The 21,843-nt window shown below is 68.2% G+C and carries 18 protein-coding genes; 8 read left to right on the top strand and 10 right to left on the bottom strand.

Annotated elements, in window-relative coordinates; all coding sequences use genetic code 11:
* The first annotated feature begins 74 nt into the window (after positions 1–74).
* Positions 75–1,646, top strand: a complete 1,572-nt coding sequence (locus LOK44_RS24205; protein WP_372481306.1) for a PTS transporter subunit EIIC — start codon at positions 75–77, stop codon at positions 1,644–1,646.
* Positions 1,647–1,700: 54 nt separating this feature from the next.
* On the top strand, positions 1,701–2,252 hold the full coding sequence (locus LOK44_RS24195; RefSeq protein WP_237572817.1) for a hypothetical protein: 552 nt from the start codon (positions 1,701–1,703) through the stop codon (positions 2,250–2,252).
* 78 nt (positions 2,253–2,330) lie between these two features.
* On the opposite strand, the gene LOK44_RS24190 is transcribed toward LOK44_RS24195, so the two are convergent.
* Together LOK44_RS24190 and ggt are read right to left on the bottom strand one after the other, a co-directional pair.
* Positions 2,331–3,440, bottom strand: a complete 1,110-nt coding sequence (locus tag LOK44_RS24190; protein ID WP_283817911.1) for an LmeA family phospholipid-binding protein — start codon at positions 3,438–3,440, stop codon at positions 2,331–2,333.
* Positions 3,441–3,478: 38 nt separating this feature from the next.
* A complete protein-coding gene (gene ggt / locus LOK44_RS24185) occupies positions 3,479–5,443 on the bottom strand; it encodes a gamma-glutamyltransferase (RefSeq protein WP_237572633.1) in 1,965 nt (654 codons plus the stop codon).
* 133 nt (positions 5,444–5,576) lie between these two features.
* Here ggt and LOK44_RS24180 point away from each other — a divergent pair, with 133 nt between their 5' ends.
* On the top strand, positions 5,577–6,221 hold the full coding sequence (locus LOK44_RS24180) for a cutinase family protein (protein ID WP_372481316.1): 645 nt from the start codon (positions 5,577–5,579) through the stop codon (positions 6,219–6,221).
* Positions 6,222–6,231: 10 nt separating this feature from the next.
* Here LOK44_RS24180 and LOK44_RS24175 read toward each other — a convergent pair whose 3' ends face one another.
* The 5 genes from LOK44_RS24175 to LOK44_RS24155 are packed head-to-tail and all read right to left on the bottom strand — an operon-like array spanning position 6,232 to position 12,336.
* The gene (locus tag LOK44_RS24175; protein ID WP_237572632.1) at positions 6,232–6,927 is read right to left on the bottom strand and encodes an Ntn hydrolase family protein; all 696 of its coding nucleotides are present in this window, start codon (positions 6,925–6,927) and stop codon (positions 6,232–6,234) included.
* Positions 6,928–6,981: 54 nt separating this feature from the next.
* Positions 6,982–7,953 (bottom strand): NAD-dependent epimerase/dehydratase family protein, encoded by a 972-nt coding sequence (locus LOK44_RS24170; RefSeq protein WP_249784103.1) that lies wholly within the window; start codon positions 7,951–7,953, stop codon positions 6,982–6,984.
* A 31-nt stretch (positions 7,954–7,984) separates the two neighbouring features.
* The gene (locus LOK44_RS24165) at positions 7,985–8,923 is read right to left on the bottom strand and encodes an SDR family NAD(P)-dependent oxidoreductase (RefSeq protein ID WP_237572630.1); all 939 of its coding nucleotides are present in this window, start codon (positions 8,921–8,923) and stop codon (positions 7,985–7,987) included.
* A gap of 31 nt (positions 8,924–8,954) precedes the next feature.
* Positions 8,955–11,156, bottom strand: a complete 2,202-nt coding sequence (locus LOK44_RS24160; protein ID WP_237572629.1) for an MMPL family transporter — start codon at positions 11,154–11,156, stop codon at positions 8,955–8,957.
* Between the two features lie 13 nt (positions 11,157–11,169).
* Positions 11,170–12,336 (bottom strand): thiolase family protein, encoded by a 1,167-nt coding sequence (locus tag LOK44_RS24155; protein ID WP_237572628.1) that lies wholly within the window; start codon positions 12,334–12,336, stop codon positions 11,170–11,172.
* 324 nt (positions 12,337–12,660) lie between these two features.
* Between LOK44_RS24155 and LOK44_RS24150 the strand changes: the two genes are divergently transcribed.
* Genes LOK44_RS24150 through LOK44_RS24140 form a run of 3 tightly spaced genes read left to right on the top strand, consistent with a single transcriptional unit; the run spans position 12,661 to position 15,967 of the window.
* On the top strand, positions 12,661–13,590 hold the full coding sequence (locus tag LOK44_RS24150) for an SDR family NAD(P)-dependent oxidoreductase (RefSeq protein WP_237572627.1): 930 nt from the start codon (positions 12,661–12,663) through the stop codon (positions 13,588–13,590).
* Between the two features lie 11 nt (positions 13,591–13,601).
* Positions 13,602–14,990 (top strand): cytochrome P450, encoded by a 1,389-nt coding sequence (locus LOK44_RS24145; RefSeq protein ID WP_237572626.1) that lies wholly within the window; start codon positions 13,602–13,604, stop codon positions 14,988–14,990.
* The gene (locus LOK44_RS24140; RefSeq protein ID WP_237572625.1) at positions 14,987–15,967 is read left to right on the top strand and encodes an enoyl-CoA hydratase/isomerase family protein; all 981 of its coding nucleotides are present in this window, start codon (positions 14,987–14,989) and stop codon (positions 15,965–15,967) included. Before LOK44_RS24145 ends, LOK44_RS24140 begins: the two co-directional genes overlap by 4 nt.
* Here LOK44_RS24140 and LOK44_RS24135 read toward each other — a convergent pair whose 3' ends face one another.
* Positions 15,968–17,728 carry an N-acyl-D-amino-acid deacylase family protein gene (locus tag LOK44_RS24135; RefSeq protein WP_237572624.1) on the bottom strand — a complete coding sequence of 587 codons (1,761 nt, stop codon included), beginning with the start codon at positions 17,726–17,728 and terminating at the stop codon, positions 15,968–15,970.
* 98 nt (positions 17,729–17,826) lie between these two features.
* Between LOK44_RS24135 and LOK44_RS24130 the strand changes: the two genes are divergently transcribed.
* Entirely contained in the window at positions 17,827–18,459 is a 633-nt protein-coding gene (locus LOK44_RS24130; protein WP_237572623.1) for a TetR/AcrR family transcriptional regulator, read from the top strand.
* On the opposite strand, the gene LOK44_RS24125 is transcribed toward LOK44_RS24130, so the two are convergent.
* Both LOK44_RS24125 and LOK44_RS24120 read right to left on the bottom strand, forming a co-directional pair.
* Positions 18,432–19,130, bottom strand: a complete 699-nt coding sequence (locus LOK44_RS24125; RefSeq protein ID WP_237572622.1) for a TetR family transcriptional regulator — start codon at positions 19,128–19,130, stop codon at positions 18,432–18,434. The genes LOK44_RS24130 and LOK44_RS24125 overlap by 28 nt on opposite strands.
* The gene (locus LOK44_RS24120) at positions 19,109–21,355 is read right to left on the bottom strand and encodes a molybdopterin-dependent oxidoreductase (protein WP_308192784.1); all 2,247 of its coding nucleotides are present in this window, start codon (positions 21,353–21,355) and stop codon (positions 19,109–19,111) included. Before LOK44_RS24120 ends, LOK44_RS24125 begins: the two co-directional genes overlap by 22 nt.
* A 294-nt stretch (positions 21,356–21,649) precedes the next feature.
* Here LOK44_RS24120 and LOK44_RS29840 point away from each other — a divergent pair, with 294 nt between their 5' ends.
* The gene (locus LOK44_RS29840; RefSeq protein ID WP_283817910.1) at positions 21,650–21,775 is read left to right on the top strand and encodes a hypothetical protein; all 126 of its coding nucleotides are present in this window, start codon (positions 21,650–21,652) and stop codon (positions 21,773–21,775) included.
* Positions 21,776–21,843 lie beyond the last annotated feature (68 nt).

Raw genomic sequence — 21,843 nt, 5'->3', positions numbered from 1 at the left:
TCATGGGTTCTCGTCTAAGCTTCCGCATGGCTTCACCCAGCGGGTGACGTATGCGGCACGGGAGGAGCACGACCATGGGTGAAGCGACGAAAACCCCCAAGGCACAGTCGAAGTCCGGACTCCGGATACCGGGCTTTGCCCAGCTGCAACGGCTGGGCAAGAGCTTGATGCTGCCGATCGCGGTGCTGCCGGCCGCGGGCATCCTGCTCCGTCTGGGACAACCGGACCTGCTGGGCCGCATCGACGCCCCGGTGATCGGCCCGTTCTTCCTCGCCATGAGCGCGGCCGGAGACGCGCTGTTCGCCAACCTTCCCCTGCTGTTCGCCGTCGGCGTCGCGATCGGATTCGCGAAGAAGGCCGACGGATCCACGGCACTGGCGGCCGTGGTGGGCTATCTCGTCGTCGAGGCGGTCTTCAAGACCATGTCGCCGATCGTCCTGGCCGGCGAACTGGACAAGGCCGGTGACCAGGCGCAGATCAACTACAGCGTATTCGCGGGCATCGTGGTCGGGTTGCTCACGGCATGGCTGTTCGACCGGTACCACACCATCGAATTGCCCTCGTACCTCGGCTTCTTCGGCGGTCGACGGTTCGTGCCCATCGTCGTCTCACTGGCGTGTCTCTTCCTCGCGTTCGCGATGAGCTACTTCTATCCCATCTTCGACGCCGGTCTGACGAGCCTGGGCCAGTTCATCGGCGGCGCGGGAGCGCTGGGCGCCTTCGTGTACGGCTTCGCCAACCGCATGTTGATTCCGCTGGGCCTGCACCACATTCCGAACTCCTACGTGTGGTTCATCTACGGCGACTACCAGACCCCGGACGGCAACGTCGTCACGGGAGAACTGACCCGGTTCGCTGCAGGCGACACCACGGCCGGTCTGCTCACGTCGGGCTTCTTCCCGATCCTGATGTTCGGTTTGCCCGCAGCCGCTCTGGCGATGATCCACGTCGCCAACAAGAAGCAGCGCAAGGTCGCGGTCGGCATCCTGTCGGCGGCCGGCCTGACCGCGTTCGTCACCGGCATCACCGAGCCGCTCGAGTTCGCCTTCATGTTCGTCGCGTTCCCGCTCTACGTGGTCCATGCCGTGCTGACCGGCCTCTCACTGGCCATCGCGTACCTGCTCGACATCCACCTCGGCTTCTCGTTCTCGGCCGGTCTCATCGACCTCCTGCTCTACGGCACGGCGCCTGCGGCCAAGAACATCCCACTGCTCATCGGCATGGGCGTGGTGTTCTTCGCCATCTACTACCTGCTGTTCCGGTTCGCGATCACGAAGTGGAACATGCGCACGCCGGGCCGCGAACCCGAGGACGAATTCGAGGCCGAGGAGCGTGCCAACTTGGGCGAGGGCACCGACGCCCCCACGACCGTCACCACCGGAACCGGTACCGCGACCGCCACGGAGACTGCCGTCGAGAGCAAGGCCGAACAGTTGATCTCGGCGTTCGGCGGCCGGGACAACCTGGTCAACGTCGACGCCTGCATTACGCGCCTTCGCATGGAGGTCGTCGACAAGGGCAAGGTCGATCAGGCGCGGCTGAAGAGCCTGGGCGCAGCAGGCGTCGTGGAGGTCGGCAACAGCGTTCAAGCCGTGTTCGGCACCCAGGCCGAGGCATTGAAGAACGACATCACCGAGATTCTGTAGAACGCTCCCACGCTTGGATGTTTCACTCGCGCAACGCGGTGGTAGACACCTGTCATGTTGCTGAACACTGATTTCACGAAACGGATCGTCATCGCAGGTGCGGCCGCCGCCGCTCTCGCCATCACACCGCTCGGTGTTCCGACCGCGCTCGCCGAGCCCGCGCCCCCGCCGCCGTGCTCCGACGTCAACGCACCGGGTTGCGCGACCGCGGGCCCGGGTGGCGCGCAGGCAACCGTCCCCGGCGCGGGCGCCATTGCAGGCCCCGACGGTGCGCAGGCCGTCGTCCCAGGTGCCGGTGCCGAGGCTGGCCCAGGTGGCGTCGGCGCGACCGTGCCCGGTGCGGGCGCCGAGGCAGGACCGGGTGGCGTGGTCGCGACCGTGCCCGGTGCCGGCGCGACTGCGGGCCCCGAGGGTGCGCAGGCCAACGTGCCGGGTGCCAACGTCGAAGCCGATCGCGGTGGCGCGGCCGCAACGGTTCCGGGCGCCGGAGCCGTGGCCGGACCGGACGGAGCCCAGGCGAACGTTCCAGGAGCGAACGCCGAGGCCGGACCCGGCGGCGCAGAACTCTGCATCGCGAACGTGGGATGTGTCGGCGGTAGCAGGTAACCGAAGCTCATCGAAGGCGAAGGCGGGCCAGGACGAAAGTCCTGGCCCGCCTTCGTTCGTCCTACGAGAGTGTGGTGCCTAGAGGCGCGCGAAGCAGGGGTCGGCGTCCTCCTTGGGAATCGTCGCGTCCTGGCTGGAGAACTTCCCGACCACGCCGGCGTCGGTGACCTCGACGCTGTCGGCGTGGATGCCCAGCGGATAGTTGTCGTTGAGCTTCGTGGTCAGGTCGTCGAGGGCCTTCTGGATGGTGTCCTTCGGGATCGGTCCGGTGACCTCGAGGACCTGAAGATCCAGATCACCATCGACGACAACGGGTTTGGCGACGACGCTATTCTCCCCGGCTTCGAGGACGATGGTGCCCTGTCCGGTGTTCGTGCTCACCCCGGTAATCAGGTTTCCGACCCCGGGAAGCTCGGCGGCCACCGTGTCCTTGATGCCGGCCGACCTCCACGTCAGCGTCGCCTGCAGCGACCCGATGGTTCCCTTGGAATCGTCGGTCTCCTGCAACCGCACGTCTTCCAGCGTCACGTCGGCCGTCATGCCGTCGGCGGACTGCACGCGGTCTCCCGCCGTGATCACCGAGATGTTCGTGTAGTGCCCGGTGATGTGCTGCCACAGGAACGGCGGGTTCACGCCGAACGAGATCGTGGCTCCGTCCTCGACGACGCATTCTGCGACGTCGACCAGGATGCCGTCGGCCCGGCTGCGGGCATACAGTTCCCCTCCCGCGAGGCCGCCGGCGAGTACCGCGACGACGATGAGGGCCAGCAGTGCGACGGTCTGCCGGTTGAGGACGAACCCGCGGCGTGCCCGCGGCGCGGGTTGGTCGGGTTCGGCGGTGATCGCCGGTTCCGACGGCGGAAGTGGCGGTGGCGGAGGCGGCTGGCGCGGGGGTAGCGGGCGCTCGACGGGGCGGGTCGGAGGCTCCGGCGCAGCGCGCGGCGGGGGCGGCATCCGCGGTGGTGGCGGCGGCTGGCGGGGCGGAGGCGGCACGCGTGGCGGCGGTGGTGGGGCCCCGTGGCCGGGCGGACCGGGTCGGCGCGGTGCGCGGAACTGTTCGGTGGGCGGTTCGGGCGCGTGCGGGATGCGCCGCGTAGCCGGGTCAGACGGCGGGGGCGGTGGAGTCCGCCGGCCGCGCCAACCTGGCTCTCCCGGACGTTGCGGTGGCGGCGTCGTCACCTGCGCCATGATGCCTCATCGCAACCGTTGGCCGACGGATACCGACGTCAGGTGGCATCACCCATCACCAAACCCTCGCGTCGGGGATCAGCGCCGCCGGTCCAGCCGGGGTCGCTGCGCACGATGGCGGACAAGCCGCTGGACTGGTCGGCCAGATCGACCTGGTGGCCCAGCGCGCGTAGGCCTCGCACCAGGGCGTCGTGGTCGCCGTCGTCGGTGACGTCGACGTTGGGGTGTTCTCCGCCGACGTTGGTCTTCGGCGAATTGGCGGCCCCGAAGTCCACCATCGACACGGCCTGCTGCGGGTCCATGCCCCAATCCAACATCCCGACCAGGGTCTTGACCACGAACTGGATGATCACCGAACCACCCGGCGAGCCGAGCGCGGCGTACAGCGGCCCGCGGCCCTGCTCCGTTCGGTCGAACACCAGCGTGGGGGCCATCGTGCTGCGCGGCCGCTTGCCGGGCTCGATGCGATTGGCCACCGGCGCCCCGTCCGGGCCCACGGGTTCGGCGGAGAAGTCGGTCAGCTGGTTGTTGAGGATGAAGCCGTCGACCATGTGGAACGACCCGAACGCCGATTCGACCGTGGTGGTGAACGATGCGGCATTGCCCTGCCCGTCGACGATGCTGATGTGGCTGGTGCCGTGTTCCGGAACGTCCTCGGTGGGGGCCTTCGGCGGGCCGAACTCACCGGGCTTGGCGGTGCCCATGCTCCGACGTTCGTCGATCCCGGCGGATCGCTGCGAGAGGTATGCCGGGTTGAGCAAGGTGTCGGGCGTGCCACCGGGAAGCGGTACGAATTCGGTATCGGCGACGTATCGGTCTCGATCGGCGTAGGCCAGTCGCTCGGCCTCGGAGATGAGGTGGACACCCATCACGGTGGGCTTGCCGCCGTTGAGATCCATGTCGGTGGGGCGGTGTTCGCTCATGTCGAAGCGTTCGATCATGCCGAGCACCGCGGCCACCGCGATGCCGCCCGACGACGGTGGCGGCATGCCGCACACCTCGTGGTTGCGGTACGGAACGCACAGCGGCTCACGCTTCTTCGCGGTGTAGCGCTCGAGGTCGGCGAGTGTCATGAGACTCGGCGTACGGCCCCCCGAGGTGTCCGCGGCTTCCGCAACCACTGCCTCGGCGACAGCCCCGGTGTAGAACCCCTGCGGACCCTCGGATGCAATGGCGCCCAACGTCTTCGAGTACGCCGGGTTGGTCAGACGCGTGCCTGCCGCCTTCGGGCTGCCGTCGGGCCCGAGGAAGTACGCGGCGGCTTCGGGGTCGATCTTCAGCATCGCCGCGGAGTCGGCGATGGCGCTCGCCAATCGCGGGCTGACGTCGAAGCCACCGTCGGCGAGGTCGACCGCCGGAGCGAACAGGTCGCGCCACGGCGCCTTGCCGTGCTCGGCATGGACGTCGCCGAGCATGCGCACCACGCCAGGCACGCCGATCGACCGGCCGGACGCGCGGGCATCCGGCTTGGGCGCGGTGCGGTCGACGTCGTCGACCCACCGCAGATAGTTCTCGGTGGCCGCGGCGGGAGCCACTTCGCGGCCGTCGTAGGCCTGCACCGACTTCGATGCGGCGTCGTAGTACACCAGGAAGCCGCCGCCACCGATCCCGGACGACTGCGGCTCGACGAGCCCGAGCACCGTCTGCGCGACGACGAGGGCATCGGCGGCGGTTCCGCCTTCGCCAAGCACCTCGCAGGCGGCCTGCGTGGCGAGTGGGTTGGCCGTCACGACCCCATACGTCGACGTCCGAACCGGGGTCATGTCGGTCCGGTAGCCCGTCGCCACCTCCGGGTTCGTCGCGAGGTTCTGCGTGGTCGTCGGCGACGCGGCGGGCGACGGCTTGGCCGACGTCTTGGGCGCGGGCGTGCCGTTCGAGACGATCTCGCATGGCGTGAGGGCCACGGCGGTCGATGCACCGTCATCACCGCAACCGGCGAGCACGAGCACCAGGATTGCGAGGTGGACCGTCACCATGCGGGAAGTGAGCTGGATCCGCAGCATCTTTGGACGGTAGTTCATCGGTAGCCAATTCGTGACTCTGTTACTAGAGTGATCCCTGTGGCGCATGGGTATATGCCCAGCACGCCCATGTCGAGGAGATCCCGTGTCCGTCGGTAGCACGCAGCGCACAGGCATGACCGCGATGGTCGCTGCGGTCCTCGGCGCGCTCACGCTTTCGACCTGCATCGGGATGCCGGTGGCTGCCGCCGCCTCGAAGTGCCCCGACGTCGAGGTGATCTTCGCCCGCGGCACCGACGAACCCCCGGGCATCGGGAAGGTCGGCAAGGCGCTGATCGACGCCCTGCGACCGATGGTCAAGGGCCAGAAGGTCGAGTCGTACGCGGTCAAGTATCCCGCGTCGTACGACTTCCTTCAGGTGGCGGCTGGCGCCACCGACGCCAGCAAGCGCCTGCAGGCGACCGCAGCGAAGTGCCCCGACACCAAGATCGTGCTTGGCGGGTACTCCCAGGGCGCGGCGGTCATCGACGTCGTCACGACCTCGCCGATCGCCGGGCTCGGGTACACGGCGCCACTGCCCGCCGCGGTCGTGCCCCACGTCGCGGCCGTCACCGTCTTCGGCAACCCGGCAGCGCGCCTGGGCCGACCGCTCACCCTCATGAGTCCCGACTTCGGCGCCCGCACGGCGGACCTGTGCAACACCAACGATCCGATCTGCTCACCGGGCAGGGACTTCGACGCCCACGTCCGGTATCAGCAGTCTGGCCTCGTCAAGCTCGCCGCCGAGTGGGTGACCAAGCACGTCAAGCCGCGCGACTGAGCGTCCGACGTCAGTCGAAGAGCCGGTCGAGCGCATCGTGTTCGAGTGCGATCCACCGATCCCGTTGTCCCCGAATCCCCTTCACCTCGTCCTCACTGAGGTGCTCGGCGCCGTCCGGCGTGATGCGGCACAGATCCATCGGTCCACCGACGCTCGGCGACGACGCATCCAGTGCGTCGAGCACCCGGATCGCCGCCACCATGCCGTATTCGACGTCGCGTTCGGTCATCTGGAAGTGGGCGAGCAGAGCATGTGCCTGCTGAGCCATCGGGGCGCCGCTGCCGATCGCCTGGAAGCCGGTCTCCTCGTGATGCCCGATGAGCCCGTTCGGGTCCAGGTCGACGATGAAGGGTTTGCCGTCGGCGTATCCGGCGGTCAGGACGTACGTGGCGGGCGTACCCGCCTCCCCCTGCCCCGGCACGTGTTCGATGAAGTTCGCGTAGTGGTGCTTGAGCACCGGCACCACCCGGGCCTGCAGTGAGTGGCCGACGTCGTTCGACTCCACGACGGCCTCGCCCTCGGCATCGAAGATCTGCTCGAGGTCGTAGAGCACCGCGCGGGATCCGCTGCCGCCCCATGCCGCATGCTTGCCCATCGCATGCAACTTCTGCGCCGGATAGGTGAGCCCACGGCCGGGATCGGTGATCTGCGAGTCCGACGCCATGGCTATTCCGTTGGCGCACTTGATGGCAAGGACGACGGTCATGGGGTGACCGTATACGCCGGACGAGCGGGCGCGGCGGTTTACTCCGACTCCGACTCAGATCGACTGCTCGACGTAGAACCGGGCCGCCCGCCGGATTGCTTCCACCGTCGGCTCGGGATGCCAGCCGAGTTCCCGCGTTGCCTTCCCATGGTCGGCGGGGCACGTGAAGTCCAGCAGTCGCGCGATCGTGAGGAACGGGGTGATCCGGCCGGGCAGCACGGCACGAACCGGCTCCGCCGCGTAGGCGCCGGCGTACAGCGCTGTCATGGGGACACCGAAGCGCGGCGGGCGCATACCGGTCTCGGCTGCCGCGGTCTCGAGAATCGTTCGCAGCGGCAGGTGGCGCTCCGAGACGATGTACCGCTGCCCGACGCGGCCGCGTTCAGCGGCCAGTATCAGTGCTCGAGCGGCGTCCTCGATGCCCACCACCTCTGCCGACGCTCCGGCAGCATAGAAGCGCATTCGGCCGTGCGCCGCGCGGGCCACGACTGCGCCGTGCGGTGTCGGTTGCCAGTCCCCGGGACCGTAGGTGTTCGACACGCACATGGCCACTGCAGGCACCCGTCCACTCTGCGCAGCCTCGAGTACGAGTCGCTCTGCCGTCCTCCGGGTTTGGATGTAGTCGCCGCACTGACCGGACCAATTGAACGGGGTGTCTTCCGTGACCGGGCTACCGTCGCTGCTGACGGCGAGGGTGCCGATCGTGCTGAGGAACACGAACTTCTCGAGTTCCGCGCGCATCGCGACGTCCAAGACCCGGCGCAGTCCCTCGACGTTGGTACGAACGAGTGGCGCCGGGTCGGGCAGCGTCGCCCGGGCGTCGACGACGCAGTAGAAGACCACGTCGCGGTCGGACATCGCCGACTCGACGGCTTCGTCGTCGAACACGTCGCCATATCGGCGCTCGACGTCGAGGTCGTCGATCCCCCGCGTCGAACTCGTCGTGCGCAGGAGCACCCGCACGTCGTCGCCACGTTCCACGAGTTGACGGGTCACGTGCGAACCGACGAAACCGCTGGCGCCCATGACGAGCGACTTTCGAACCGAGGTCACGACGTCAGCACAGATCGTCGAGGCGAAACCACCAGGGCGCCACGTCCACGTGCTGAAGCCCGCACATCTCGTTGGCGTCCGCGAAGTACTCGCGAAGGCGGCCGCCTTCCACGCGCGGTCCACGTTTGCCCCTCTTGACCGACAGGAAGCCATCAGCTTTCATCGGCTTCTCGTGCAGCGCGTAGGGCGCCATCGAGCGCGAGCCACGACCCACCGTGACACCCCCGAACGTCCATGCCACGTATGGCAGTACGCGTCGCCAGTAGATCTGGCTGGCTTGATGTCGCTCCCGCAGGATGTTGGTACCGGGCATCACGCCCGGGTCGAAGTAGGCCGCCGACATGTCGCCGGGCACGAGTTGGTTGACCGCGCAGGCAAGGTAGTACAACCCGAGCTTGGTTCGGGCATAGGCCTGCACCCCGTCGTCGTGCGGAACGCACTGCCGCGCCAGTGATTCCCACACCGCAGGCCGCACGCGGGCCGCCCGCTGGAACCACGTCTGACGGATGGTTGGAGATCCGACCACGAGGATCCGCGCATCCGGGGCGAGGTGACGACTCAGGCGCGCCAGCAGCGCGTGCGGGCCGAGGAGGTTGGTGGCCACCGTCAGCTCGACGCCATCCGGGCTGAGCGCCAGCGCATCGTTGCGCAGCACGGCGGCATTGAGGATCACGGTGCTCAAGGGTGCGATCACGCCGGAGTCGACCATCGTCGTAATCTGCTCCGCTGCCACTCGGACGCTATCGCGACTCCCCTGATCGCAGGTGACCATGTGCGTCCGACCGTTCGCAGCGCAGTCGCCGAGGAGCCCTTCGAGCATGTTGCCGCGCGCCGCGTTTCGAACCGGCAGGACTGCGTGCCACCCCGGCCGTCCCACCAATCGTCGAGCCACCCCCAGGCCCAGTCCCGAGGTGGCACCCGTCAACAGCAGGCTTCGCTCCATCACGAACTCCGTTCCGAACGTGCCGATACCGTCACACCGACGTGGTGGCGCGCGTCGCTGTCTGGGGTACCACCAGGCGGCCGTGCAGCCGAGCCAACCAGCGCGGCGACCACCAGTTCCAGCGGCCGAGCAGCACCATCACCGCGGGCAGGAGGATGGATCGAATCACGACGGCATCCACCAAGATTGCGACTGCGAGCCCGAACCCGAAGATGCGCAACATCGACACCTGCGATGCGATGAGGCCCGCGAACGTGATGGCCATGACCAGCGCCGCGGCCGTCACGATGCGACCCGTCCCCGCCAGCCCCAGCGCCACCGCATCGCGGCTCGCCGCGGCGGATCGGTCGGATGCGAGCCAGAACTCGCGGACCCGGGCGATGATGAACACCTCGTAGTCCATCGACAGGCCGAAGGCGACGCAGAACATCAGCACGGGCATCGTCGAGACCAAGGTGCCGACGACCGTCGTTCCGAGCCCGCCCAGGTGCCCCTCCTGGAAGATCCAGACCATGGCGCCGAACGTCGCCGTCAGTGATAAGGCGTTCATCGCCAGGGCCTTCAGCGGGATGACCACACTGCCGCTCAGGAGGAAGAGCAACGCGAACATGACCACCGCTATGAGCCCGAGCAGTGCAGGCAGCCGGGTGGAGATCGATTCGACACCATCGCGATTGGATTGTGCTGCGCCGGTGAACAGCGCCGTCGTCCCCTCGGGTGGCGGGATGGCGTGCAACCGGTCCAACAGTTCGTCGGACGCCGCGCCGAACGGCTCGGTCGTGGTGCTCACGGTCAAGAAGCTGCTATCGGCAGCGCTGGCCGATTCGGTGCCGGGCGGGGCCACCGGACGGCCCTCGGCAAAGGTGGCGCCCGGCCCTGCCGCGGCCACGACCGATGGGACGCGTGAGAGTTCGGCCGCGTAGCCGTCGATGCGCCCGTCGTCCTGGAAGCCGTCGTCATGCCTCAACACGATGTGCACCGGCAGGCCGGCGTCCTGAGTGAAGTCAGAACGGATCTGGTCACCAACCTGCCGTGCGGGAGACGACGTCGGCAGGATCCGATCGTCGGGGAAGCCGAACCTCACGTCGAGGAATGGCAGACCGACGACTACGAGCGGCACGACCGTGACCGCCGTGGCGATGATCGGTCGCCGCATCACCGCATGCGCCCACCCGTACCAGCGTGACGACGCGAGCGGGCCCCGTGCGCCGGGCCGTCCTATCCTGCTGCCGGCGATCCTGATCGCAGCGGGCGTGATCACCAGCGCCGCGAGAGCGGCGAGCGCGACGACCGACACCGCGCCGTAGGCGAATGAACGAAGGAAGTACATGGGGAAGACCGCCATGGTGGCAAGGCACAACGCGACCGTGGCGGCGGAGAACACGACCGTGCGCCCGGCGGTGCGCATCGTGCGACGCAGCGCACCGTCGGGATCGGAGCCGTCGCCGACTTCTTCTCGGTAACGGCTCACCAGAAGCAGCGAGTAGTCGATCGCGAGCGCCAGCCCGAGCGCCACGGCCAGGTTGAGCGCGAATACCGACACCTCGGCGAACTCGGCAATGACGCGGAGAATCGCGATAGAACCCGAGATCGCGAACGCCCCAACCGCCAACGGGATCAGGGCGGCGACGACCCCGCCGAACACCCACACCAACACCAGGAAGGTGATCGGTAGCACGATCGCCTCGCTGACCGTCAGGTCTCGTTGGCTCTGTTCGTTCACCTGCGCGTACACGGCTCCTGGTCCGCCTGCCGAGACGACGATGCCGGGCTGCCGTTCGCCCGTGAATCGGTCGACCAGGCTGGCCGAGTTCGCGATGCCCGCGCTCTCGTCGCCCTCGAGGTAGGCGATCACCAGCGCGGACCGGCCGTCCTTGCTCTCCAATCCTGCGGTGACCGGGTCCGACGTGTCGGCGGGCGAGAGCACCCGCGCGACGTGCTCGGCGCCGCGGAGGTCGGCGACGAGTTCGTCGATCGCACGCCGCACCGGCGGCGAGGACACTGGCTCCGATGACTCGATCAAGAGGTTCACATTGACGAATCCACGGTCGAACTCCTCGACCAGGACGCGGTTGGCCTGATTCGATTGGGCGTCCGGATCGGTGAAGCCGCCAGCCGACAGCATCGAATTCACCGGTGCAGCAAGCAGACCGCATACCGCCACCAACAGGAGCGCCGCCAAGAGGATCCGCTTCGGCGCGGCGACGACGGCGCGGGTGATCAGATCGAGCACGTGTCCGTCAGCCTCAGGCCGCGGCTGGGAAGACGTCGAGTACGACTGCGGCACCGAGCCCGCCGGCACTGACGATCGCTCCGGCCCCAACGCCTCCGCCCCGGCGCTGGAGTTCGGCGATCAGGGTGCCGGCCACCCGGGTTCCCGATGCACCATACGGGTGGCCCAGGGCGAGCCCGCCCCCACGGACGTTCAGCCGGTCGTCGGCGAGCTTCAGCTCGCGACCGTAGGCGACCCCGATGGACGCGTAGGAGTCGTGCACCTCGAACAGGTCCACTGCCTCGACGTCGACGTCCGCCAGCGTGAGGGCACGCCGAGTCGCGGTCACGGTTGCCTCGGTGGCGCGCTCTGGTTCCGAGCCGACCACCGACCAGCCAACGATGCGGGCGAGCGGCTGGACGCCGAGCGACTCGGCGAAGGCTCGGTCGCAGATCATCAACGCCGCCGCACCGTCGGTGAGGCCGGTCTGATTGCCGACGGTGACCGTGCAGTCGGTGCCGAGGAAGGAGTCCATCTGCCCCAGCGCGGCCACGGTGAAGTCGCGACACGGCAGCTCGTCGGCGGTGGCAACGGTGTCGCCGGCTGCCACGGCGACCTTCTCCCAGTCCAGCACCCCGGCCTCGATGGCATCCGAGGCCAGGGAGTGCGCACGGGCCGCCCACTCGTCGACCTCCTCGCGGGTCAAGCCGTACTGCCGGGCCGTGCCCTCACCGAGCATGAGCGCCAAGTCGAGAGCGGGCATTTCGCCAATTCCCGGGTGCATGGGGGCAATTGGCGTGTCGGTGATGCCCGTCGACGCGAAGTGCGGCCCTGCCATCGGCGATGCCGAAGGAGTATTGACACCACCGGCGATGATGCACCGCCCCATGCCTGCGCGGATGCTCGCGACCGCCTGGTGCATCGCGATCATTCCCGAGGCGCACCAGCCGCCAATGGCGACTGCCGGGGTGTCCGGCGGCAGCCCCAAGTCCAGCGCCGAATAGCGCGCGATGCACCCGCCGCCCTGGAGCACCTCCCCCATCGCGATGTTGTCGATGGACTCGGGAGGCATGCCGGAACGCCGGATCACCTCCGCGATCACCGTGTTGGCCAGGTCGAACTCGGACGCCTTCGCCAATCCGCCGACCAGCGAACGGGTGAAGGGAGTACGGGCATAGGCGACGATGACCGCGTCGGACATCTCGGTTCCTCCTCCGGGAAGCGCTCACTTCTTGGTCGAACTCAGCGATCCGGTGGTTCGGAGTCGACGAAGACGAAGCCGCCGACGCCCGTTCCCCGCGGGCCGTCGATCGCCCGAAGTCCAGCGATCAATCCAAAATGTTGTAACACGTTCCATGTGACGAGTCCATCGTCTCGACGACAAATCTGCACGTCCAACCCACAATATTGACGTGTTGGACGATAATACTAGAACTTGTTATAACTCTTCAGACATACAGTCGCCATCACGGCACCCAGCGCATCCATTGCCTCGACCGCGACACGAGACGAGGAGTGACGACCCATGCCACTGACCCAATCGGTGACACCCGAGATCGCCGGGCGGTGGGTCGCCGAGCACGTACCAGACCAGACCGGCAGGACGATCCTCATCACGGGCGCAAACGGCGGACTGGGTGCGGCAACTGCCGAGCACTTCGCGCGGGCCGGCGCCCACGTGATCCTGGGATGCCGACGACCCGAGGAAGGGGAGCGTGTCGCGTCCCGTGTCGGGACCGGGACCGACGTGCTCCCGCTCGACCTGGCGGACCTCGGATCGGTTGCCACGGCAGCGAAGTCCTGCGGTCCAGTCGACACCGTGATCGCCCTGGCCGGGGTCTGCTACGCACCATGGGGGTTGACGGCAGACGGGTTCGAACAGCACATCGGCGTCAATCACCTGGGCCACTTCGCCCTGATCGGTCAGCTTCTGAACAAGGTCCGCGACCGCGTCGTCGTGGTCACCAGCCGGGCGCTCGAGTTCTGCGGGCGGGCAGGTTTCGGAGCCTACGTGCCCGACGACCCCGCCTGGTGCACCCGGAACTTCAACGCCTTCGACGCCTACTGCCAGTCGAAACTCGCGAACCTGTTGTTCGTCACTGAACTGCAGCACCGACTCGATGCGACGGGATCGAAGGTGAGAGCCGTTGCCGCGCAACCGGGATGGGCGGACACCGAGGCCGGTATGCACTCCGAGCGGTGGGTCGGCGACGTATTCTGGCGAGCGTCCTGCCGGCTGATCGGGCAACCTCCGTCCGTCGGCGCGCTGTCGATTCTGTACGCCGCGACGTCGCCCTCGGCACGTCCGGGCGGCTACTACGGCCCCGATCGCCTGTTCGGCATGCGGGGCCTGCCCGCCGAGATGAAACCTGGCCGGACCCCGTCGGACCCCGGCCTGACCACCGAGTCGTGGGCATCGGCCGAGCGTCACACCGGAATTCGCTTCGACGTGTGAGGAGAGACCCCGTGACCACCAACCTCGATCTGGCAGCGCTTCCCCCGGTGCCACCGACCCCGTTGAGCTACCAACGCCGAATACAGGCCATCCAGGAGATCCACACCGGCTGCGAGGTGTTCCGCGATGCGGGCGGTCCGGTCACCGAGGTGTCGATCGCCCCGCGTCGCCTGATGCCGCCATTCGTGATCGTCACCTCGCCCCGTGGTGCACGCGACGTGCTCACCGCCACGTTTCCGACGGTCGACCGCGACTTTCCCTTCATGACCGAGCAGCGGGAACTCAACGGCGGATCGCTGCTCAACTTCCCGCACGAGAGCTGGATCGGGCGACGCCGCCTGCTCCAACCGGTCTTCACCAAGCAGCGGTTGTCCCGGTTGAGCGAGCAGATGTACGAGATCGCAGCGCAATGCGCCACGTCGTGGCGAGATCGGACCGAGGTCGATCTGGACCGGGACGGCCGACGAATCACGATGCGCGTCCTCGGCCGCTCGATCATGGCGTTCGAGCCCGACCAGGACACCGATGCGCTGGTGGAGCCGATGCGCAGGATCAGCGGCTACATTGCCGCCCGCGGACGTGCCCCGCTGAAGTTGCCACGATGGGTACCGACACCTGCCCGGCGAAACGCGCTGGCATTCAACGAATTCGCACATGGGCTCGCCGCGGACATCCTGCGGTCCTGCCGTGCAGATCCGGACCGCGATGCGCCGTTGGTGCGCGCCATGATCGAGGCGACCGATCCCACCACCGGCCGACCGATGTCGGACGACGACATCTGCCACGAACTGGTGATCTTCCTGGCGTCTGGCCTGGAGACGACTGCCACGACGTTGGCCTATGCGCTGTGGGCACTGGGACGGCATCCGGAGGTGCAGGAGCGGGTCGCAGCCGAAGCCCATGCCGTCGAGGAGGCGGTCTTCATCGCCGACCCCAGGGGCCAGCTGCCCTACACGACGATGGTCGTGCAGGAAGCCCTGCGGCTGGGCGGGCCCACTCCCGCAATCATGCGGGTCGCCCGCACCGACATGGAGGTCGACGGTCATCACGTCGCGTCGGGCAGCCAGTTGGTGGTGGGTGTCTATGCGCTGCATCGCGATCCACGACTGTGGACCGATCCGCTGACCTTCGATCCCAGCCGGTTCGACGCCGAGAACGCCGCGCACATCGACCGCTGGCAGTATTTGCCGTTCGGGGGCGGACCACGTTCGTGCATCGGCGAGCACTTCGCCCTCACCGCGGCAGTACTCGAGTTGGCCGCCGTGGTGCGGCAGGTGGAGATCGGCGCGACGACGCACACGTTCCCGGTCACCGCGCCGCTGACCATCGTCCCGGATGGTCCGATCCACGCCGCGATCCGCCCACGACGGGCGTCGCCGGACCGCCAAGGAACGCTATGACGAAGGAGACGTCGACCCGCGCGAAGGACCTTCGCCTGGCCACCCTCACGCTGAGCCAGCAAGGCCGGGTACTGACCGCGGTCTTCGCCGACCCACCCAATCACTTCCTGTCGTTGCGCTTGGTCAAGGACCTAGACGCACTCACCCGAGCTGCGGACGGCGATCCGTCGGTGGGAGCGGTGATCCTCACGGGTACGGGTTCGAAGTTCGTGTCGCATTCCGAACCCGAGCAGGTACGACTCTTCTTCGAGATGTCGGCGCCGCCGCTGCCACGACGCCTCGTTCAGTGGTCGATCCGCGCGAACAACGCCGCATTCCGGCTACCCGGCTTGCTGACGATGACGGAGAAGCGTGGCGGGGACTGGGGGTCCGGCATCGTGTACAGCGCCGTGCTGAAACGGACGATGCTGCGCATGAACCGTTCCGGGGTCGTCTACGTCGCCGCAATCAACGGCGTGGCTCTCGGCGGCGGCCTCGAACTCGCGCTGTTCTGCGATCTTCGGCTCGCGTCCGACGATGATCGCGTCCGCGTCGGCCTCATCGAGATTCTCGCGGGCCTGATCCCCGGAGGCGGTGGGACACAGCGCCTCACGGCGATCCTCGGCCAGTCGCGGGCGCTCGAGCACATGCTCGAGGGGCGTCCGCTGACCGCCTCCGAGGCGCTCGACGCCGGGTTGGTGCATCGCGTGGTGGCAGCCGAGGATCTGCTGGCCGAAGCGGCCACCATGGCCGATCGACTCGCCCGTCGCTCGCCGTACGCGGTATCGGCGCTCAAGCGCGCGGTCTACTTCGGCGGCCACCGCTCGCCGTCGACGGGCCTCGACTACGAACTGTCGTGTTTCGTGTCCACCGGCAGGAACCCACGAAAGCAGTTCATCGCCAACGCGTTCCGCGACGACGTCGACAGACTTGGAGACAGCCCGTTCGTCACCGACGTCGGCCGCTGGTGGACGGGCTCGCCAACGCCACCGGGCTGATCAGCGCGCGCCGCGAACCAATCGACCCGGCCGGGCGCCCGTGTCGGCGCCGTGGCGTCGGGTCACGACCCCGCTCACGATCGTCGCGTCGTACCCCGAGGCACCCTGCACCAGACGGTGACCGCCTGCAGGCAGGTCGTACGCCATCCGTGGCGCGTGCAACGTGAGGGCGTCCATGTCGATCACGTTGACGTCGGCCTTCTTCCCCGCGGCGATGACGCCCCGGTCGGAGAGACCGAACAGCTGCGCGGTGTCGTGGGACTGCTTGCGCACCACGTACTCCAGCGGGAGCTTGTCGCCGCGGTGCCTGTCGCGTGCCCAATGGGTCAGCAGGAAGGTCGGATACGACGCATCGCAGATCATGCTGCAGTGCGCGCCGCCGTCGGAGAGCCCGAGGACGCCGGCGGGGTGGGTCATCATCTCGCGGATCGCGTCGTGGTTGCCGTCGGAGTAGTTGAACATCGGCAGCATCAGCATGGCGGCGGCGTTCGCCTCGAGCATCAGGTCGTACATCGTCGGCAGCAGTTCCTGGCCGCGTTCGCGGGCGATCGACGCGACGGTGCGGTCGGCGGTGGGCTCGTAGTCCGGCGGCTCGCCGAGGTGGTAGAGCCGGTCACCCGAATACTGTGCCAGCGCGAACATTCCGTCGAACAGGATGTTCGGGTCGAGCGGCAGGTCCTCCTCGGCGAGGATCGCGGCGCGCACCGCGGGCTCGGCCAGGCGAGCCGCGAGTTCCTCACGGCTGCACTGCGCCTTGAGCTTTCGATACGTCGGGCGGTGCGTGAAGGCGTGGTGGCCAGGGAAGCCGAGCAGCATCCCGAAGGGGCGGGCGGCGACCTGCGGGTGCAGGCGGCTACCCGCCTCGTGTGCCGCGGCGGAGATGTCGAGTTGCTCCCGCCACAGGTTGGGGTCGGCGTCGACCTGGATCAGCGCGAAGCTCAGCGCACAGTCGATCTCGGAGCCCAAGCGCTGCATCCACTCGAGTTCCTTCTTCGGGGCGATGATGTCCTCGCCGGCCGCGCCTTGCGGCGCGAGTTCGAAGACGCCTGCGCCTCCGGCCGCCATCGCTCGTCCGAGCGCGAACAGCTCCTCCTCGGCGGCGAACGTGCCGGGAACGGGTTCGCCGTCCATGGCGCGGTGCGCGAGGGTCCGCGACGACGAGAATCCCAGCGCGCCGGCTTCCGCCGCCTCGCGCACCAGTCGGCTCATCGCCGCGATGTCGTCTTCGGTCGCGGGCTCGTTGCGGGCGCCGCGCTCCCCCATCGCGTATGCGCGCACCGTGCCGTGCGCGACCTGGCTTCCGATGTCGACGGCCAGCTCCCGGCGTTCGATGACGTCGAGGTACTCGGCGTAGGTCTCCCAGCCCCACGTGATGCCCTCGGTGAGCGCGGTGCCCGGGATGTCCTCTACGCCCTCCATCAGCTCGATCAGCCACTGCTCTCGACCGGGGCGCACCGGAGCGAACCCGACGCCGCAGTTGCCTGCGACGACCGTGGTCACGCCGTGATTGCTCGACGGTTCGAGCAGACTGTCCCAGCTGACCTGCCCGTCGTAGTGGGTGTGGATGTCGACGAAGCCAGGGGCGACGATCCGTCCCGTCGCGTCGATCGTCTCGGCCGCCTCACCACCGAGCGGCTCGTCGCCGGGACCTCGGCGCCGGACCTCGACGATCTTGCCGTCCTTGATCGCGACGTCGGCGGCGAATCGTGCCGCGCCCGTTCCGTCGACGACGGTTCCGCCAGTGATCTTGACGTCGAACACGAATACTCCCTCGCAGGCCGCTTGTGGTTGTAACGTCGTTACGCGGCAGAATGTAACACCGCTACAGAGCCCGCGGCGCCGAAATGAGGAGGCACGTCATGACTTCCGTGAGCGCCGAATCGATCCTCGACGCCGCCGCCCAGCTGATCGAGCGCGACGGCGTCGAAGCGTTCACCATGCGCAGCCTCGCCGACCGCCTCGGCGTCGCGGTGACGTCCATCTACTGGCACGTCGGCGGCAAGGACGCCCTCTTCGATCGGCTGGTCGAACGACTGCTCGGCGAGCTGGCGAACCTGCCTGCCGACGGCAGCGCTCCGGTCGAGCGCATCGCATCGCTGGCCCGCAACCAGCGCCGCGTACTCATCGACCGCCAACATCTCCTCGCCATCGCCCACGAGCGGGACCGAACGCCGATGCTGTTCCTGCCCATTCAGCAGACGTTGGCCGCGCAACTCGCCGAACTGGGCGTCATCGGAACCGATGCCGCGCTCGTGCTGCGTGCGATCCAGGTGCACGTCATCTCGTCGGCGGTGATGCAGTTCTCGGCGGTGCGCGGCGCCAAGCACGACGAAGAGGACCCATCGTTGTGGACCGACGACTGGCCCGACCGCGAACTCGTCCGGGCCCTGCAGTCGCCCACCGACTACGACGCCGTCTTCGAATACGGGCTCGACGCGTTGGTCGCCCCGCTGCGAGATCGTCGTCAGCCGTCGCGGTCGAGCGAGTACTGAGCCGCTATCCCTCTCAGCAACAACGTGATACGGCGGTCGAAGGCCTCGTCGCCGAACGGGTCGTACCCGGCGGCCGCGACTGCCCTCAGCGTCGGATGGGCACCCGGCCCGCTGCGGGCCGTCAGCGCGAAGATCCGCGACGTCCACGGTCGACCGGACTCGGCGAGGATCCGCTCCCTGTGCGCTTCGGTGACGCTGCCCATCGCCAGGGCCGTGACGGCGGCCCACGCTTCGATGGCCTGATCGGGCTCGAGCCCCTGCGCGCGCAGTGCATCCAGGGCGTGCGCGACGTACTCCATCTGCCCGTCGTCGGCCACCTGGCCGCCGACGAACTTCTCCACCAGTGCGGGTTCGGACGACAGTGCGCCACGCACGTAGTCGGCGTAGGTCCGCAGGAAGGCCGCCCAGTGCTCACCCGCGTAACGCGGCGGAGGCGCGTCCCCCAGCGCCCGTCGCGCCGCCAGCCGGAGTAACTCGTCCTTGTTCTTCACGTGGTGGTAGAGGCCCGGCACGCTGACGCCCAGCCGCTCGGCCACCCGCCGCATGGTGGCGCGTTCGGCGCCCACGTCGAGCACGGCCTGCGCGATGGCCTCCGAGCTGATGCGCCGCGGCCTGCCGCGTCGCGGCGCAGAATCCTCGGGCGGCATCGTCACACCCGACTGACCTGACACGGCACCCCGTTGAGTGCGTGCGTGTTGCTGGGCACGTCGATGAAGTCGGTGGGGTTGAGCAGATTGTTGTTGACCCCGGGATGCGCATTGGCAGTTGCCATTCGGGTGCCATCGACACCGTGCCCCCAGCCGTGCGGCAGCGACACGACACCCGGCATCACCTCGTCGCTGACCTCGGCGACGACGGTGACCGCACCCTCGGTCGTACGGACGCACACGTCCTGATCGTGCAGCACGCCCACGCGGGCCGCATCGGCGGGATTGATCAACAGCGTGCACCGCTCCCGGCCACGCATCAGGGCGGGCACGTTGTGCAGCCAGGAGTTGTTCGACCGCAGGTGCCGTCGGCTGATCAGCACCAGTTCGGGGGTGTCCCGTTCCATCCGTCGCACCAGCCGCGGTATGTCGTCGACGATGTGGGCGTGGATCAGTTCGACTCGTCCCGACGGCGTCGTCACGGCGTCGTCGAGCCGGCCGCCCTCCAGTTCGGCCAGCCGCAGGCCGTCGGGGTGACGCCGGACCTCTGCGAGCGTCAATCCATCGGGCCGTTCGCCGAAGCGATCGCCCCACGGCCCGACCCGAATGCCGAGATCTGCCAGGCGCTCTGGTCCGCGACCATCGAGCCGAGCCATGACCGTCGCGGCGTCGAGGCCGCTGAGCGGGTTGTCGGGCAGTGCCGACATGGTGGCGATCATGCCACCGACGTAGAGGTCGTCGAGCCCGGCGACGTCGACGTCGGGCACCGGCGTGCCGAACATGGCGCCGCCGAGGCGCAGCAGCAGTTCCCACTCCAGGGGGCGTGCGGGGTCGGGCTCGAAGACGGCATCGGACCACTTCACGCAGGACGCGATCGAGTGCATCCAGTACAGGTCGTCGACGTGGGGCCGTTCCAGCGGGGAGAGCCCAGGAAGGATCACGTGGGCGTGTCGCGTCGTCTCGTTGAGCCAGTTGTCGACGGCGATCATGGCGTCCAGCCGGGGCAACGCGTCGGCCAGCCGGCCCGCTCCTGGCGCGGACACCGCCGGGTTGCCCGCGACCGTGATCAACGCCCGGAGACGGCCGTCGCCCGGGGTGTCGATCTCCTCGGCGAGACACCCGACCGGGTACTGTCCCAAGACTTCCGGAGCCCCGCGCACCCGACTGTGGAACCGCCCGAATTCCCACCCCACGCCCGTCTGATCGGGCGACTTCGCGAACATCGGCGTCCACACCGGGGGCTTGGGGAACACCGCCCCGCCAGGTCTGTCCAGCGCACCGAGGGCGGTGTTGACGACGAACACCAGCCAGGTGGCCAACGTCCCGAACTCCTGTGTCGATGCTCCGATTCGACTGTACAGCACGGGCTTCGAAGCGTGAGCCAGTTCACGAGCGAGCCGCCGGATCGTCTCCGCCGGTATTCCGGTGACGGGCCCGACACGCTCCGGGGTGAACGGCTCGGCGAGCGCGATCGCCTCGTCCAGACCGTCGACGCGGCCCGCGAGATGTGCGGGCCGCCGGACCCATCCCTGCTCACCCAGCGTGCGCAGCAGGGCGAACAGAAGTAGGGCGTCGGTGCCGGGCCGGACGGGTACCCATTCGCTCGCCTGCCTGGCCGTACCCGTGCGGCGCGGGTCGACCACCACCACCCGACCGCGCCCGGCGATCGCCGAGAGCAGGCCCATGATGTCCGGCGCCGAGAGCATCGACCCCTGCGACGCAGACGGGTTGGCGCCCAACATCATCAGGTAGTCGGTGCGCGCCAGGTCCGGGACCGGGGCGTTCCACATCGCGCCGAAGAGCAGCGATCCGACGACGTTCAGTGGCCACTGGTCGACAGTCCCCGGTGAGTAGTACGCCTGCATCCCGGCTGCCTGGGCGAAGCCGATCAGCGCTCCGATGTGGGTCCCCAGCGCGTGGTTGTGCGCCACCGGGTTACCGACGTAGACGGTCAGCGCCCTGGCACCGTCGGTGTCGAGGACGGGCCGCAGCACCCGCTCCGCTTCGGCGAACGCGTCGTCCCAGGACACTTCCTCGTGCCCGCCGCTCCGGCGGCGCACCATGGGACGACGGAGTCGATCGGGATCGTCGTGCAGATGCCCCAGGGACACGCCCTTGGGGCACAGGTGTCCACGCGACCAGACGTCGTCGGCGTTGCCACGAATGCCCGTGACACGGTCCTGCTCGACCTGGACCCGGAGCCCGCACATGGCCTCGCACAACGGGCAGGTGATCTTGCGTTCGTCCACGTCGACCCCTTGCACCGCGCGCCATTGCCACAATGATTTTGATAATGCCTATCGAAAAGCAGCTCAGCGGTCAAGGGGGTTCGCGGCAGGAGGAGAAAGTGCGCACGCCGATGAAAGTTTGGCAAATATTCAATTCACGCGGTGCAACATTGCTAGTCCTCCTCGTTTTCGGGCTTGAACAGCCGCTATGGACACATTCGCGGACTCAATGTGCACGGGACCTAGCTTTTAGCAATTATTGTCTCTATGGTGGGAAGCGTTCAGCAGGGTGGCGGATAGGAACGGGGCGGGGACATGAACGGCGAACACGATGCGATCGACCGAGACCGCGCTCTACTCGTCGCCGTCCGGGTCGCAGTGGCGGCCTTCGGCCCGCGGCCCAACGAGTGGCTCGACGAATCGGCCGACGAGCGGGTCTGAGGACGTCCGATCTTTCGCGTCGGTGACGTGACGCTCGATCGTCCGCTCTGACTGCGTGAGTCGCCGAT

Origin of the sequence: Mycolicibacterium lacusdiani (assembly GCF_021916785.1) — a bacterium.
Classification (GTDB): Bacteria; Actinomycetota; Actinomycetes; order Mycobacteriales; family Mycobacteriaceae; genus Mycobacterium; species Mycobacterium lacusdiani.
The sequence above is the reverse complement of the archived record's forward strand: the minus strand, read 5'-3'. Positions and strand labels throughout refer to the sequence as shown.